Raw genomic sequence first — 15,375 nt, forward strand, 5'->3', positions numbered from 1 at the left:
TCAAGCCATTCTGGTTCATAACTGTTTTTAAAATAAACATTTGTATTATAAATACTGTTTTAAGCTGTTCATATAACTCAACAATTTTTTTTGCAAAAATTGTTTTAAATTTCTCATCTGTATAGCACAAGCTTAGCATTGTATCTATCAATTTCTGCATAGATGGTATGAATAAAATATCTTCTGTAAAATCCTCGTCTAGTTTTTCTTTTAAAATCTTTATCAGTTGCTCATACAAAGTTATTTTCTTTATATTTTTAATGTAAAAAATTATCTTTTCCGGAGATTGGGTTTGCAAAAATTTTATAAAACGCGTTTCATTATCTTCGCTTACCAAGCATATGGCATCCATATATTTTGTCAGCAATATTTCTGCATTCAAAATTCTTATATGTTCAACCTCAAAGGGATCACAGTCTGAAATCTGATACCCAATAAAGCAATCTATAAACCTTTCTTCCAATTCCCGTTGATTCTTTTTACTCAACAATTCATCCTTTTTCTGAATAAACTCTGCGAGAAGATACAAATGTATTAAGCCCGCCTTTCCCACAAATAGTAAAGGAGACTTTCCTTTCATTCTGTAGACTTCAGACACATATTTCTCAGGAGATAAAATTTCACTAAACGCTTTAATTGCCTCCGATCCGCTATCTGCAACATACTCCAGCATTCTCCAGTGCCAGTTTTCCTCAAAAAATCCCCAACTTATAGTCGAAACAAGTACCTTATTTCCCATACAATCCAGAATATATTTTTTGTAAAATTCCAGTAGCTTTTCTCCTGCATTTTCACCGCCATACATATCTGTCCAAATCAGATATCCTGCTCCTATACGCATTTTATCTACACCATTTGAACTATCATCATAACTATTTCTTAGATAATCTAAAATATATTTATTGCACCTCTTTTGAACTTCTTTTTCTCCAGAATACCACTGTTTCCAATTGCTATACAGTTCACTCACAGCTCGTTGTTGTCCACTCACAGTCCTGCTATAGTCAGCACTCTCTGTAAGCATATACCATAGCATATCTTTCAATGCCGTTTTCCAATCTTCTGTTTGTTGTCGCAAAATACCATCTTTTAAAATAAAAAAGATATTTTCATTTACCCTCTCCAGAAGAACTTTCTTTAACCGTGGCTCTTTTCTTTCAATGTTATCAAGCTTCAGCCATAACCCCACAGATATACTTGCAAACAGCTGAGGATCTTCCATACAATCTGTCAGCACCATTGGATACGCAGCCAAATCATCAACCATAAAATTCAAACAGGGAATTCGCATATATTCGCAGCATTTTTTCCTTTCCTCTTTATCCATATCTGCATATGCTCGTCTGCATAACATAAAACATCTTTGTTCTAGTTTCCAAATATCATATAAAGAATGGAACATGTCCCCTCTCCTGTTAAAATATAGTACATTTTTCAGAGGACGTTCAGGAAACTCAAAACTTTCCATTGTATATATTTTGTTTCTCAGCTGCCAATTTTCAAGAACGAATTTATGATAAATTATTTTATGATATTGTGACCATGTAGAATCCCCAATTGCATCTATGTACTCCATGCAACTGCAATACAGTTCTTTTTTATGTGTCGTATATTGATACACACCATATATATTCAATACATCCCACCAGTAAAACCATACTTTCTTTTCTTCTTCGTTTCCTTTTTGACAAATAGAATCCCACCATACAGCAAATATCATTGCCCCATTTTTGCTTATTTTCTTTCTATCTGTTTCTGAAAAATTTTCTTTATTTCCAGCTTTCAGACTATTTTTCAATTTCTTAAGAAATAAGATTTCAGAATTATCACTTCCCAGATCCTTAAACTTTATCTGGTCAAATTTCCCTTCATAAACCGTAAATGACCAGGTATCCTTATGCCGCAACAACCACCCCTGTTCAAATAAAGTCTGAACTGTGATTGTTTTTCCACTTTGATCCTTTTTTTGATATCTTTCAGCAAAATCAGATAGTAAATCCATGCTATAATATTTATAATTGGTCGGCCAGTTTCTTAATTTTTTTATAAGATCAAGCCATTCTCCCAATTGCTCATTAATCTTCAAAACAGATATTGATTCAATCCTGTCATATCGTTCACTCTGTGAATTGACTACTTTTATTAAATTTAAAAGATTATTTTTATAATTCTGGATTTGACTCATTTTTATTCTGCTACCTCTCGATCATGCATTCATGTACTTTTGTTTTCTTGTCATAGGGTCGGCACTTTATAAAGTCTAACCCATGTGTGTCCCGCCTTGTTTTGAGGCACTTACAAAATACCCCGTCAGATTACTCCAACGGGGTTACTGCCAATTATTGAATTTTGCTCCACAGGAGCTGTGTACTTTCTACTATATCCTCATAGCTGATATCAGTTGCATACGGATATTTCTTCTGATAAGATTTCCAAAGTGTATGTAACTGCACGTCATCACTGACGGAAGCTATAATTTTGGGTGCTTCCTCTTTCAGATTTTCGGTGTTTCTTTTCTTACAGGTTGCATCAAATGCCTTTTTCAGTATATCAGCATCGATGTCTTGCTCGTAAATAGAAAGCAGTGTATTGATATCGTAGAAATCTCTCATTCTGGTATTCAAAAGCCCTCTTGCAAGGACTGTCTGAAGTTTTTCTGCCAGAATTGTTTCCAAATTATACGACCAAAGGCTGATGGAACGGTCATCCAAGAGCAATTTATATTTATACTCGATGGCTCTTGGTGTAATAACATCTCCTGTAGAAATATCAATCTTCATAGGTGTCACAAGTTTTCCCATCACGGCATTCATTGTAAACCGGATACCCGGATATTCCATTTCATCCATGATGTTAGACACTTCTCTTACTTCAAAGGTCACTCCATCCCCAAGATGGATATCCTTGATATCATCCACAATCCGTTTGGCATCTTCTATCGACAGATTCTGATTTTGGATGCTCGTATCAATGTCCATTGTGGATCGGAGTGCCACACCTACCATTGCGGTCACAAGCATTCCACCTTTAATGATGAAATTATTTTTATACTGAGAACTGGCAACTCTCTCAAGGAAACGTTCCATCATGTAGATTCGCATGAGCGTTCTGGCATCTGCTTTGTTTTCCTTTGCTACGTTCTTAATTCTTCCCTTAACCTGTTCTGGTGTCAGCTGCATTTTACAATAATACCCCCATATATCTGCGAATCACATTGTCGACCCGGAACAGCTTTGCATATTCCATAAGTCGGTTCAGATCTTTATCTTTTCTGGAAACATATGTCTTCAGAACAGAGTTGAAATCCTGTGCTTCAATACTGCTCCTGCTTCTTATCAGGTCACAAATCGTCCGTTCCAGATCATACATTGGAATCATATTTCCGTCATTGTCTTTCACAATGATCTTTCCGACATCCAGTAATTCCTTTTTTACCGTATATACTTTACAACTTCCATCCGCTGTAAGTCGATGCGCATTATAGCCGCTGTATATGGTAAATGTGTGGACAAACGGTTCTCTGTCTGTCAGACCATAATAATAAAAAGCTTCATCATGTGAAAAAACAGCATTCGGGCATCTTTTGTGAAGCACATATAACTCATCAACCCAATCTGATTTCGCAGAATACATACCACGGCTGACCGGCTCCAATCCGTATTCTCGAACATATTTGTAAAACTTAAATTTTGAAATTCCAGATTTTTCCGCAATTCTCGGCGTAAGGTAATCATGATATTGAATTAATCTTGTCATCTCATCCATAGAATCACCATCCTTCCGTGCTTATATTGTAATCGAAATAAGCACGATAGTCAAGCAAAATCAAATGAGCGTGCTTATTTCATGTTTAATATATGCACGCTCGTCGAATTTTGTTCTGTCAAAATTTATCAAATTATCATGTGAACTTCCAGTTTTTTTCACCTAAATCGAATGTCTCTATATCTATGACTTGCTTGATTCGGTTAACCTTTTATTTTCTTTTTTACATCATCCTGTCCATAGCTTATGATGACAGAACCAGATAAAACACTGGTGGATGCAAACTCAAAATACGCCAATAGTTTTTTCTTCATACCAATTTCTCCTCAAAAGTTTGTGGAAATTATTATACTATATTGGACAACATTCGAAAAGAAATTTTTTCACCCGTGTAGTCCAAAATTGAAGAGTTCACTGGTCAAGCAGATATTCGCAATATTATGGTACATAAGCCATAAATATACATGTGTTTTCTGAAATACTTTCTCAATATCTCCCCAATTACCCTCTTGCATTTCAGTAGAAGTTAGAATATACTAACCACAAGAGTTAGATATCATAAACTCTAGCGTGAATTAATCATTTGAACTCCATCCGAAGACCTGCTGAAACCTTCGGAACAATGGATCATATGATCCCCCGGTACATCCCTGTTGGGTGTACCAGGAGTTCAAATGCAAAACCAGAAAGGGGATTTATCATGTACTTAGAAATTGAGAAAGTAATTGGAAGAGAAATTCTGGATTCCAGAGGAAACCCAACAGTAGAAGCAGAAGTATATCTGATGGACGGCACTGTTGCAAGAGGAACAGCTCCAAGCGGTGCTTCCACAGGAGAATTCGAAGCTCTGGAACTGAGAGATGGAGATAAAGCTCGCTATCTTGGAAAAGGCGTACAGAAAGCAGTAGAGAACATCAACACAACAATCAACGAAGCAATCGAAGGTCTTGATGCAGGCGATATCTATGCAGTAGATGCAGCTATGATTGCAGCAGACGGAACAAAAGACAAATCCAAACTTGGAGCAAATGCAATCCTTGCAGTATCTATCGCATGCTGCAGAGCAGCGGCAGCTTCTCTTGAAATTCCGCTGTATCGTTTCCTTGGCGGAGTATCTGGAAACCGTCTCCCTGTACCAATGATGAACATTGTAAACGGCGGATGCCATGCATTATCATCCGGTCTGGATGTGCAGGAATTCATGATCATGCCAGTTGGAGCACCTTCCTTCAAAGAATGCTTAAGATGGTGTGCAGAAGTATTCCACGCACTTGCTTCTATTTTGAAAGAGCGCGGACTTGCCACATCAGTAGGTGACGAAGGTGGTTTCGCACCTGCACTGAAATCCGATGAAGAAGCAATCGAGACAATCCTCGAGGCAGTGAAGAAAGCTGGATATGAACCAGGCAAAGACTTCCGAATTGCCATGGATGCTGCTTCCTCCGAATGGAAAAGTGAAAAGGGAAAAGGCTACTACAAACTTCCAAAAGCCGGCACAGAATATACATCTGAGGAACTCATCGAACACTGGGCTAAATTATGTGAGAAATATCCAATCATCTCCATCGAAGACGGTCTGGATGAAGAAGACTGGGAAGGATGGCAGAAACTTACAGCCAGACTGGGTGACAAAGTACAGCTTGTCGGTGACGACCTGTTTGTTACAAATACAGAAAGGCTTGCAAAAGGTATCAGCCTTGGTGCAGGTAATGCGATCCTGATCAAATTAAACCAGATCGGTTCCGTATCCGAAACACTGGAAGCAATCAAGATGGCCCACAAAGCAGGCTACACCGCAATTTCTTCTCATCGTTCCGGCGAGACAGCAGATACAACAATTGCAGATCTTGCAGTAGCACTGAATACCTGCCAGATTAAGACCGGCGCTCCAAGCAGATCTGAACGTGTTGCAAAATACAATCAGCTTCTCCGCATCGAAGAAGAACTCGGTGCAAGCGCAGTATATCCGGGAATGAAAGCCTTCAATGTAAAACAGGAGTGAACAAACTATAGCAATCTTCGTAAATAACGCATACCATAAATAAACCTTTAAAATGCAAAATGGTTTTAATTTCTGCAAACAGTAGAAAACAGCGGCCTTATCGACCGCTGTCAAAAAAGTCAAAAGAATTTACATATTTATTTCCGTACAAAAATCCCTGCCAAGTCGGTATGATTGTCATATACCGGCTGACAGGGAAAAATCTTATTTCACTTTCACTTTTCTAATTTTGCTCCAACCAGAATAATATCTCTTTCCGTTTGCTGTTTTCTATACAGATATAATTTGTATGACAAAAGAAGATTATGTGTGATAGAGCCGCCTGTTATTCCAAAAGAAAGTCAAGTGCTCTAATGATTTTGATTCCGTCTTGTGTTTGAGTAAGATTGCATTCCAAGGCAATCACTATCTTTTCATAGCTATCACGAATCTTACGCAGCGGTGCAAGCTCTCGCTCTCTCGTTTCCGGGGCATTCATTGATTCGGTAACCTGGATATATTTTTTCTCGTCTACTTTCGTAGCAATAAAATCGACTTCCTGATTGTCGATTTTTCCAATAGAAACATCATAACCACGGCGTAACAGTTCAAAGTAGATGATATTCTCCAAAATATGTCCGCTGTCACCATCACGATAGCCCAACAGATAATTTCGCAACCCAATATCAACAATATAGTATTTGCCCAGGGTGCGCAGATACTCCTTGCCCTTTATATCAAATCGTTTGATTTCATAGAAAATATAGGCTTCTGTCAAAGCTTCGATATACGCCTGAATCGTCTGTACGGCAGGCTTTGTTTTTCGGGTTCCATTTTCCAAAAGTCCCTCATTGACTAAAGTGTTTCCAATAGAGGTAGCAGAAGTGTTATTGCCAATATTGTCCGCCAAAAACAAGATGATTTTTTTCAGAAGCACCGGGTCAGTAATATTTCGCTGTCCCTTGCGCTTTTCCCGTTCCAGAATGTCATTGATAACAGCAGCAGAATAAACACCGTCTAACGCAGCTGTCACCCGGTCAATTTCTAATCCTACATCAGCAAGCATAGGCATACCACCAAATCTGGCGTAAGCATCAAAAAGTTCTTTTACATCATATGTTTCTCCCTCTGCATCTGTAATCCGCTTTCTGAAACCACCTGCAGGTGACTTCCGTTCCGTCAGGATATAGCCATGAAAGTCCAGAAATTCTCTAAAAGATAGTGGCAAGACTTTAATTTCCACATATCGTCCAGATAGATAAGTGGAAAGTTCAGAAGAAAGCAGATAAGCATTGGATCCTGTGATATATATATCGCAATCGAAATCTACTCGGAAAGAGTTTACTGCATTTTCCCAACCATGCACTTTCTGTACCTCATTAAAGAAGAGGTATGTCCGTTTATTAGGGCAAATGCGTGCTTTGACGTATTCATAGAATCCTCTTGCATCCATATCCGGAATGCCCATAGACTCAAAGTTCATTTCAATAATCTGGTCATCGGTCACTCCAGTATCCCGCAAATGCTCTGCCATTAGCTTCATTAAGCTAGACTTTCCGCAACGTCGGATACCAGTCATGACTTTAATCATTTCTGTATCTTGAAATGCAATAATCCGATTCAGATAGAGATCACGTTTTCGTAATATTGTTTTTTGCATAAAGGAAACACCGCCTTTCGCTTAAAAATATAACATAAACCTCTAAAAAAATCAAGTTTATAGAATTGATACTAAAAACTTTTATTTTCAAGAAGTTTGTAACATAATGTGTTTTCTTGTCGATATGCGTCTATTATATAAATCGGATCGTTAATAGCGAATCGTATATATTGTTCGTTACATTATAACAACCGTAGCAAGAATTCCCTCCCCTCATCTCTATGCCAGTCTTCTTGCTGTGTAATTTTAGAAAACCAAATCATGAAATCCCTTGAAATTCTGTGGTATGAATTATTGCACTATGAATTACTGCAATGCGATTTACTTGCTCATTTGTTCCTATACTATCTCAAAGAAGGTATCCGGTCGTTCCGGATCAAAGATTTCATTGCAGGTCATAACCGTAACCAGATCTTCGGTATGGGACAAATTAATAATATTATGAGTCCATCCGGGAATCATGTAGATAGCTTCGATCCTATCTCCACTTACCTCAAATTCGACAGTCTCTCCGGTATTGATATTCCTCTCCTGGATCAGGCCATGTCCATGCACTACAATAAACTGTTCCCACTTGGAATTATGCCAGTGCTGGCCCTTGGTGATTCCCGGTTTACTGATATTAATGGAAACCTGGCCGCAATCCTGAGTATGTACCAGCTCAGTAAAAGAACCTCTGTCATCACAGTTCATTTTCATGGCATATTTAAACCTGTCTGTAGGAAGATAGGAAAGATACAGGGAAAAAAGCTTCTTTGCAAAAGAACCCACCGGCATTTTGGGCATCATCAGATTTACTGGCTGTTGCTTAAAATGCTCCAACAGATCCACAATCTCACCTAATGTTACCTTGTGAGTCACCGGCACACAGCAATACTTCCCATCTTCTTTCAGAACAGTCTCCACACCGTCAAATTCACAGTGCTGCTCTCTTCCCTCCAGCAGATCAAACATTCCTTCCACCAGATCATCAATATACAACAGCTCCAGTTCAGTAGACCTGTCATTCACAGTAAAAGTTTCATCATTAGCCACTGCCCAGCAGAAGGTAGATACAGCAGAATTATACTTCGGTCTGGAATGTCCCATCAAATTGGGGAAACGGTAAACAGCAACCTTCGCCCCGGTTTCCTGCCCGTACTGAAAAAACAGCTCCTCTCCTGCCTTCTTGGAACGTCCATATTCCGAATTGCCAAACCGCCCTGCCAAAGTTGCCTGAATAGAGGAAGACAACATGATGGGAGCCGTATTGTTATATTTTTTTAAAGTATCCAGAAGCTGGGAAGCAAAACCGAAATTTCCCTTCATGAAATCCTCCGGATTCTCAGGACGGTTGACCCCTGCCAGATTGAACACAAAATCCGCAGACTTACAATACTCATCCAGCTCTTTTACTGAAGAATCCAGATCATACTCATAGATTTCACCTATGGAAATTCCCGGTCTTGTTCTGTTTTTATTGTCCCTGATATTCTTTAAATTATTGACAAGAGCTGTCCCTACCATGCCCTTTGCGCCTGTCACCAGTATATTCATTATGTTCCAACCCTTTCTGTCAGTCTTACTCAGACTCTTTTCTCCAGACCATTTTGTTGACTACACCTGTATAGCTCTGAATGATTTTCACAACCTTTGAGCTTACATTTTCCTCAATATAATCCGGTACCGGAATACCGTAATCACCGGCCCGGTTCATCTCAACAGCTGTATCTACAGACTGCAGAAGCCCCTTCTCATCAATTCCGGACAAAATAAAGCAGGCTTTATCCAGTGCCTCCGGACGTTCTGTAGAAGTACGGATACAGACAGCAGGAAACGGATGTCCCACAGAGGTAAAAAAACTGCTCTCTTCCGGAAGAGTTCCTGAATCAGAAACCACTGCAAAGGCATTCATCTGCAGGCAGTTATAATCATGAAAGCCTAATGGCTCATGCTGAATCACTCTGGAATCCAATTTGAAGCCAGTTGACTCGATTCTCTTGCGAGAACGGGGATGGCAGGAATACAGAATGGGCATATCATATTTTTCAGCCATCTTGTTAATTGCATGGAACAGACTGAGGAAATTTTTCTCTGTATCAATATTCTCTTCTCTGTGCGCAGAAAGAAGAATATATCTTCCTTTTTCCAGTCCAAGTCTGCTATGAATATCAGAAGATTCGATCTCAGCCAGATTGTTGTGCAGAACCTCTGCCATAGGAGAACCTGTCACATAGGTACGCTCTTTGGGAAGTCCGCAATCCGCCAGATAACGGCGGGCATGCTCAGAATAAGCCATATTTACATCTGAAATAATATCTACAATACGGCGGTTGGTTTCCTCAGGCAGACATTCATCCTTACAGCGGTTACCTGCCTCCATATGGAAAATCGGGATATGCAGACGCTTGGCACCAATAACCGATAAACAGGAGTTGGTATCTCCCAGAACAAGCACTGCATCTGGCTTAATTTCTGCCATCAGTTTATAACTCTGTGCAATAATATTTCCACAGGTTTCACCCAGATCCTCACCTACAGCATTAAGATAAACCTCCGGATTCTCCAGCTTCAGGTCCTTAAAAAATACACCGTTCAGATTATAATCATAATTCTGTCCAGTATGCGCCAGGATCACATCAAAATATTTCCGGGTTTTATTGATCACTGCCGCCAGACGGATGATCTCCGGTCTGGTTCCCACAATGATCAGAAGCTTCAACTTACCATTCTCTTTCCATTTCACATTTTCATATTTACCCATTACACAGCCCTCACATTATTTACTATTCATTTTTGCCAGTTCTTCCTGAATATAAGACAGAGATGCAATCTTAGCCTTGGTTTCCTCCAGGTTCAGGCGGCGGGTGTTATTGGAGTTAAATTCTGTCAGAATATTACGTTTCTCGTCACCCTCTTTGAAATATTTGTCATAGTTCAGGCCACGGTTATCTGCAGGTACCCGGTAAAAGTTCCCCATATCCACAGCCTTGGCACACTCCTCATTGGTAAGCAGAGTTTCATACATCTTCTCACCGTGACGGATACCGATCACCTTGATCTCCTCTTTATTTCCTCCAAACAATTCACAGACAGCCTCTGCCTGAGTCTGGATCGTGCATGCAGGAGCCTTCTGAATCAACAGATCTCCATTCTCTCCATGCTCAAAAGCAAAAAGAACCAGATCCACAGCCTCCTCCAGTGACATGATAAAACGGGTCATGGATGGTTCTGTGAGAGTAATAGGATTTCCCTGTTTAATCTGGTCGATCCACAGAGGAATGACAGAACCGCGACTGCACATAACATTTCCATAACGAGTACAGCAAATCTTTGTCTTGCCTGACATCCTGGATCTGGCAACAGCCACCTTCTCTTCCACTGCCTTACTGATACCCATGGCATTGATCGGATAAGCAGCTTTATCTGTAGAAAGACAGATCACACTCTCCACTCCTTCCTCAATGGCAGCTGTGAGAACATTATCGGTGCCGATCACATTGGTACGCACAGCCTCCATAGGGAAAAACTCACAGGAGGGAACCTGTTTCAATGCAGCTGCATGGAAAATATAATCCACCCCATGCATGGCGCCCTTGACAGATTCCAGACTGCGCACATCTCCTATGTAAAACTTAATCTTATCCGCAACCTCCGGCATCCTGGCCTGGAAATCATGCCGCATATCATCCTGCTTCTTCTCATCACGGGAAAAAATACGAATCTCCCCGATATCAGTTTTCAAGAAACGGTTCAAAACCGCATTTCCGAAGGAACCTGTACCTCCGGTGATCATAAGTGTTTTACCTGTAAATAATCCCATTTTTGTTATTCTCTCCTTGTTTTAAAATATTTATTTTTGTAATCCCTGTAAAGATATTGAATCATTACGGGTTTTCATCAAAATGAATATTCCTGATCTCAGTAAATTCATCTTTACATTCACTGACTTGTTTCCAGGCTCCGATTATATTAACCCGAATATTTCTTCTGTAGAGTTCTCTGGCAATTCTGCATCCAATCATCCGGCACTGCAGTTTATAAATTGCCTGTCTCTCTGAATCTGTTTTCCGGATCTGAGTTTCTTCCTGACATTTCCTCAAACTGTTCAATAAAGGCTTAAGTTTCCAGTCCAGAGGTATTTGAACAGCAATCAGTGATTCACAAAGCCTCCAGACAGCCTGACTTTGATATAATTCATTACTCATTGTTCTGTATACAATTACTGAAAAAAGGATTTCCGAATATTTGGATAATGTTACATTATCCCGAATAGGAAACTGATACTGATACACTTCATTATAGAAATCGATAAAAAGCTCCAGGTCATTTTCATCACAGAGCCATAATTCCTGTTGAAAGTCATCAAGTACGGACTTCTCTTTTTTGACAAATATTGCCTCTACCATATCAATTGCTGCGGGATGATTATATCCGTCCTTTAATTCTGTAAAATAATCAGTAATTGCTTCATATTCTGCCCGGGACAGTTCACTTTCAGATTTATCCTGTAAAAACAGACATTCCAGTGCAATAAAAAAGCTCTGAGAAATTCGCAATTTTACAACATAATACCCGAAGTTGTTCCATTTTTTGCTGGCTGTTACCAGATCCTTTAACAGGCGGAACAATCTTTCTATATCAATCGTTTGAATAGAAAGATCTTTTATAATATCTATCAGATATTCATAGTGATGCTGATTAAATGCAAACTTTTCTGGGTTTGAATCTTTTTCTATTTTCTTTAGTGTGTCCTCATACACTTCCTTTTTCTTTTCACTGTATTTCTGAGAATCAAACCGATATAACCACCATTTATCATGTATATCCTGAGAGTCTTCTATAATCTGACACAGGTAGTTTCTGTCTTCATCATTCAGCAGAATTAATTTATCTAAATTACGCAGACGATTAATTGCTGCTTCGCTGTTCTTATCAGGGTCCTCAACCCATTGCCTGATCTGGTACATAGTTCTGTTGTATATTTTCAAATCAAGGTTTTGCTTTTCATTTGGTATATCTACCAGAAAAACCGGATCATAATACCCTGTCGTTTGATTTCTTCCCATTGGCAGCTGCAGAAGTTTTTCCAATTTTTCATTTTGCTTTTCAACGGAATATGCACTAAATATACCCTTGAATAAATTTCCTACTTCTTTAAACATGATTGAAGCATCACTCAGGCACAGTTCCACAGCTTTGTCATATAATTGGTCAAGCATAGATTCTGAGCATTTATAACATAAACGAGAAAGAATAATGGGAAGTATGGCTGCAGACTGATCATAAATGGATCTGCTCCAAAATGAATTTTTGCTTTTTATATTCTGGCTTACCGTATTCCAGAAAGTCAGATAATCCGTTGTAATAGCATCTACATTTTCCTGGGTCAATTCAGCTAAACTGGCTCTGCCAAACAAAACATCTACATGTTTACTATCTCTCGCAATCAATATCTGCATCAGTGACCAGTGGGAATAGTAGTTGGCCAAATAGCGCAGGGAAGGAAATAATCCTTTTGTATTGCTTACACTATTCACCCGAAATGGATGCCCGGTCAGCTCCAGAAATCTCCAGTATTCCAATGCATAAAAAATATTTTGATTATTCTCACCAAAATTCATGGTAAAAGTAGTAGATAGATCAAAATTATCGTTTTCTTCAAAGCGTTCCTTCGGTTCGTTAATTTCATTTAAATGATAGCAATATTTATCATTTTCATTCCACCAGGAGAGAACATTGTCATTTAAGCAGCGTTCCAGATCATCGGATGATATTTTCCAGTTTCCCTGTCGAATATAATTGATCAATGACACAATACTTTCTTCAACAGAAACTAAATATTCGTTGTCATTTTCCTTGATCAACTGCTTTCTTACCTGGATCAATGCACCGGACAACAACCTCTCAGCCTTTGTGGTCTCACCAATAAATACATACATGTTCGCTTTTATCAGAGCCCAGTAAGCATCTCCGCTTAAAAGCTTCCAGTTCTCTAACATATTGGTCAGCTCTTTTGCCTCAAATCGGAAAAGATACTTCCAGCAATCACATGCATATAAAAACTGTCTGCGGTCATAATCCAGTTTTTCTTTTTCTATTTTTTCATAACACTCATCATATAATTTCCATTGTGCCTGTTCTCGGAAAGCACGTAGTAGCTGCAGATATATTTCCTGTTTTTTGAAAAAACATTGAGATTTCTTCTGTTTCTCTGTGGGCTCTTCTGCTTCTGTATTCACGATTCCCCAGAATCTCTCCACATACTGAGATAACAATGGTCTACCCGCAATATCCATAAAGCGGACAAGCTCATAGATATAATCCAGCTGGTCTTCATATGGGAGATTTTCCAAACCGTCCATATTTGTAAACTGTTTTAAAGCATAATCAACTTTTGATTTCATTTTCCAGGGAAGAAAAATCCATCCCGGATAAGAAGCATTCAGTTGTTTCATACAAGCTGTCTTTTTCTTTATTTTTGAAGGGGTGTCTACATCTAATTTCTGATAATCAAACCAGTTGCTTTTTTTTCGGTTTCCTTCTACATCAGAATTTAATTCTTTCAGAAAATTGCCCACTCGTTCCTCAATGCTCTTTTCAGGCCATAGGTCTTCCAGATTAAGTACAATAATATTTCGGTCAAAAAGCAGCTTTCTCTTAGATTCCGGGATATGGGTAACGGATACCATATAGATCATCTGCGAACTGCTTTTGCCAAGATTATCATGGATCCACCCTATCCATTTAATAAAATTAGGATCCTCACAGGAAAAACCTATCATACAGAACACATTTTCCAGCATTGCCTGCTGAACGGTATTTACCATTGCAGCAAAACGCACAGGATATGTTCTGTAATCCTCTTCCGTAATAATGAACGGACGATGTGAGGGAAAAGAACCATGAAGCTTAACAATCCTGGGATATTGATTGCTGTTTACCAGATCCTCCTGACAGTGCACAACATGATATCTGCGGGTGCTGACCTTATCAGCTGCGCGCTCCAGCAAAGTATCATAATTAGTGGTAAATACATCCCTCCATGGCAGTTCCATCAACTTTACATACAAATCTGACGGAGCATAATCCAGATCAGGCACAGCTTCCTTTATAATCTTCTCCAATTTCGGCCGACCAAACATAATTTCAACTTCCTGCGCCAGTCGCAGTGAACTGTTATATGCTTTTCCGGGACTTTGGGAATCATCATAAAGCTGCTCATAAAATAGATCAGACAATTCGTTCCAGTTCATAAAATACTTATCTACAACAGATATCTTTTCCGCATTTTTTGAAAACCCTGCACCAACCATCAAAACAGCATGCTTCTCAGCCAGAGCTTCAGATATTTCTTTCATATATTTCTTGTTCATATTTTTCGATTCCTCATACGCTTTCGAGTATAGATGATTCCATATTTATGGAATTTGGGGACTGCTCAGATATTTTTAGGCAATATAAAAGACTTAATAGCAATTGAGAAAAATGCTATTAAGTCTTTTTAAATTTTTGTTCTTTCTTTATCGTTATTTCTAACCCCAAAGAGGTTAAGGCGATGCCCATGATCCCCAATGTTGTCATTGGTTGCATACATCCTAGAAAAAATGCTTGTATAGAATTAGGGTCACTGGCTTTAGCTGGATTTGATACATATATTATTATACTTACTGCAAAGCTAATAATTATTATAACTAATAAATACTTTCTATGTTTTTTGCTTACCGTTATCGTTTTTCCATTTTCTGATTTTCCTGAAATTTCATTATTGAATACTAGCAATGTTTTATTTATAAGGTAAAGTCTGTCGTTAGAAGATATACTTGTATCTTTTGCTAAATAGTTTACTAATACATCCCTCAATACACTATCTGAATATAGCTTTCTTTCAGGTACCCCTAACTCTAAAGCAAGAGCACTTCGTACACTATGTATAAATTCTATATCTATTTCTAAATTCTTCTTTGCGGATAAAAGAATGGTATTTATA

General features: G+C 38.7%; 10 protein-coding genes. 1 reads left to right on the forward strand and 9 read right to left on the reverse strand.

Going from position 1 to position 15,375, the window contains the following annotated elements; translation table 11 throughout:
* The 3 genes from H8Z82_RS15465 to H8Z82_RS15475 form a co-directional block, all read right to left on the reverse strand.
* On the reverse strand, positions 1 to 2,185 hold a 2,185-nt coding region (locus H8Z82_RS15465; RefSeq protein ID WP_186995608.1), incomplete at its 3' end, for a hypothetical protein.
* A 154-nt stretch (positions 2,186 to 2,339) separates the two neighbouring features.
* Positions 2,340 to 3,179, reverse strand: coding sequence for a nucleotidyl transferase AbiEii/AbiGii toxin family protein (locus H8Z82_RS15470; RefSeq protein ID WP_186995609.1), 840 nt, complete (start codon positions 3,177 to 3,179; stop codon positions 2,340 to 2,342).
* Position 3,180: 1 nt separating this feature from the next.
* Positions 3,181 to 3,765, reverse strand: coding sequence for a type IV toxin-antitoxin system AbiEi family antitoxin domain-containing protein (locus H8Z82_RS15475; RefSeq protein ID WP_019161732.1), 585 nt, complete (start codon positions 3,763 to 3,765; stop codon positions 3,181 to 3,183).
* Positions 3,766 to 4,462: 697 nt separating this feature from the next.
* Between H8Z82_RS15475 and eno the strand changes: the two genes are divergently transcribed.
* The gene (gene eno, locus H8Z82_RS15480) at positions 4,463 to 5,767 is read left to right on the forward strand and encodes a phosphopyruvate hydratase (RefSeq protein WP_456298243.1); all 1,305 of its coding nucleotides are present in this window, start codon (positions 4,463 to 4,465) and stop codon (positions 5,765 to 5,767) included.
* Positions 5,768 to 6,092: 325 nt separating this feature from the next.
* Here the strand turns inward: eno and H8Z82_RS15485 are convergent, their stop codons facing one another.
* From H8Z82_RS15485 to H8Z82_RS15510, 6 genes are all read right to left on the reverse strand, one after another.
* Positions 6,093 to 7,406 (reverse strand): ATP-binding protein, encoded by a 1,314-nt coding sequence (locus H8Z82_RS15485; protein ID WP_186995611.1) that lies wholly within the window; start codon positions 7,404 to 7,406, stop codon positions 6,093 to 6,095.
* Positions 7,407 to 7,745: 339 nt separating this feature from the next.
* Complete coding sequence (locus H8Z82_RS15490; RefSeq protein ID WP_186995612.1) at positions 7,746 to 8,942, reverse strand: polysaccharide biosynthesis C-terminal domain-containing protein; 1,197 nt, start codon at positions 8,940 to 8,942, stop codon at positions 7,746 to 7,748.
* Between the two features lie 25 nt (positions 8,943 to 8,967).
* Positions 8,968 to 10,149, reverse strand: coding sequence for a non-hydrolyzing UDP-N-acetylglucosamine 2-epimerase (gene wecB / locus H8Z82_RS15495; RefSeq protein WP_186995613.1), 1,182 nt, complete (start codon positions 10,147 to 10,149; stop codon positions 8,968 to 8,970).
* Between the two features lie 15 nt (positions 10,150 to 10,164).
* Positions 10,165 to 11,208 (reverse strand): polysaccharide biosynthesis protein, encoded by a 1,044-nt coding sequence (locus tag H8Z82_RS15500; protein WP_186995614.1) that lies wholly within the window; start codon positions 11,206 to 11,208, stop codon positions 10,165 to 10,167.
* A gap of 64 nt (positions 11,209 to 11,272) precedes the next feature.
* On the reverse strand, positions 11,273 to 14,761 hold the full coding sequence (locus H8Z82_RS15505) for an SIR2 family NAD-dependent protein deacylase (RefSeq protein WP_186995615.1): 3,489 nt from the start codon (positions 14,759 to 14,761) through the stop codon (positions 11,273 to 11,275).
* Between the two features lie 118 nt (positions 14,762 to 14,879).
* Positions 14,880 to 15,375 (reverse strand): hypothetical protein (locus H8Z82_RS15510; RefSeq protein ID WP_186995616.1); only part of this gene is annotated, 496 nt, incomplete at its 5' end.

The organism is Blautia difficilis, assembly GCF_014297245.1.
Taxonomy (GTDB): domain Bacteria; phylum Bacillota; class Clostridia; order Lachnospirales; family Lachnospiraceae; genus Blautia_A; species Blautia_A difficilis.

Bases quoted from the DNA above. Each gene is read 5' to 3' on its own strand.
- H8Z82_RS15470 (WP_186995609.1), bottom strand. From the start codon at position 3,179: ATGCAGCTGACACCAGAACAGGTTAAGGGAAGAATTAAGAACGTAGCA.
- H8Z82_RS15475 (WP_019161732.1), bottom strand. From the start codon at position 3,765: ATGGATGAGATGACAAGATTAATTCAATATCATGATTACCTTACGCCG.
- H8Z82_RS15485 (WP_186995611.1), bottom strand. From the start codon at position 7,406: ATGCAAAAAACAATATTACGAAAACGTGATCTCTATCTGAATCGGATT.
- H8Z82_RS15490 (WP_186995612.1), bottom strand. From the start codon at position 8,942: ATGAATATACTGGTGACAGGCGCAAAGGGCATGGTAGGGACAGCTCTT.
- wecB (WP_186995613.1), bottom strand. From the start codon at position 10,149: ATGGGTAAATATGAAAATGTGAAATGGAAAGAGAATGGTAAGTTGAAG.
- H8Z82_RS15500 (WP_186995614.1), bottom strand. From the start codon at position 11,208: ATGGGATTATTTACAGGTAAAACACTTATGATCACCGGAGGTACAGGT.
- H8Z82_RS15505 (WP_186995615.1), bottom strand. From the start codon at position 14,761: ATGAACAAGAAATATATGAAAGAAATATCTGAAGCTCTGGCTGAGAAG.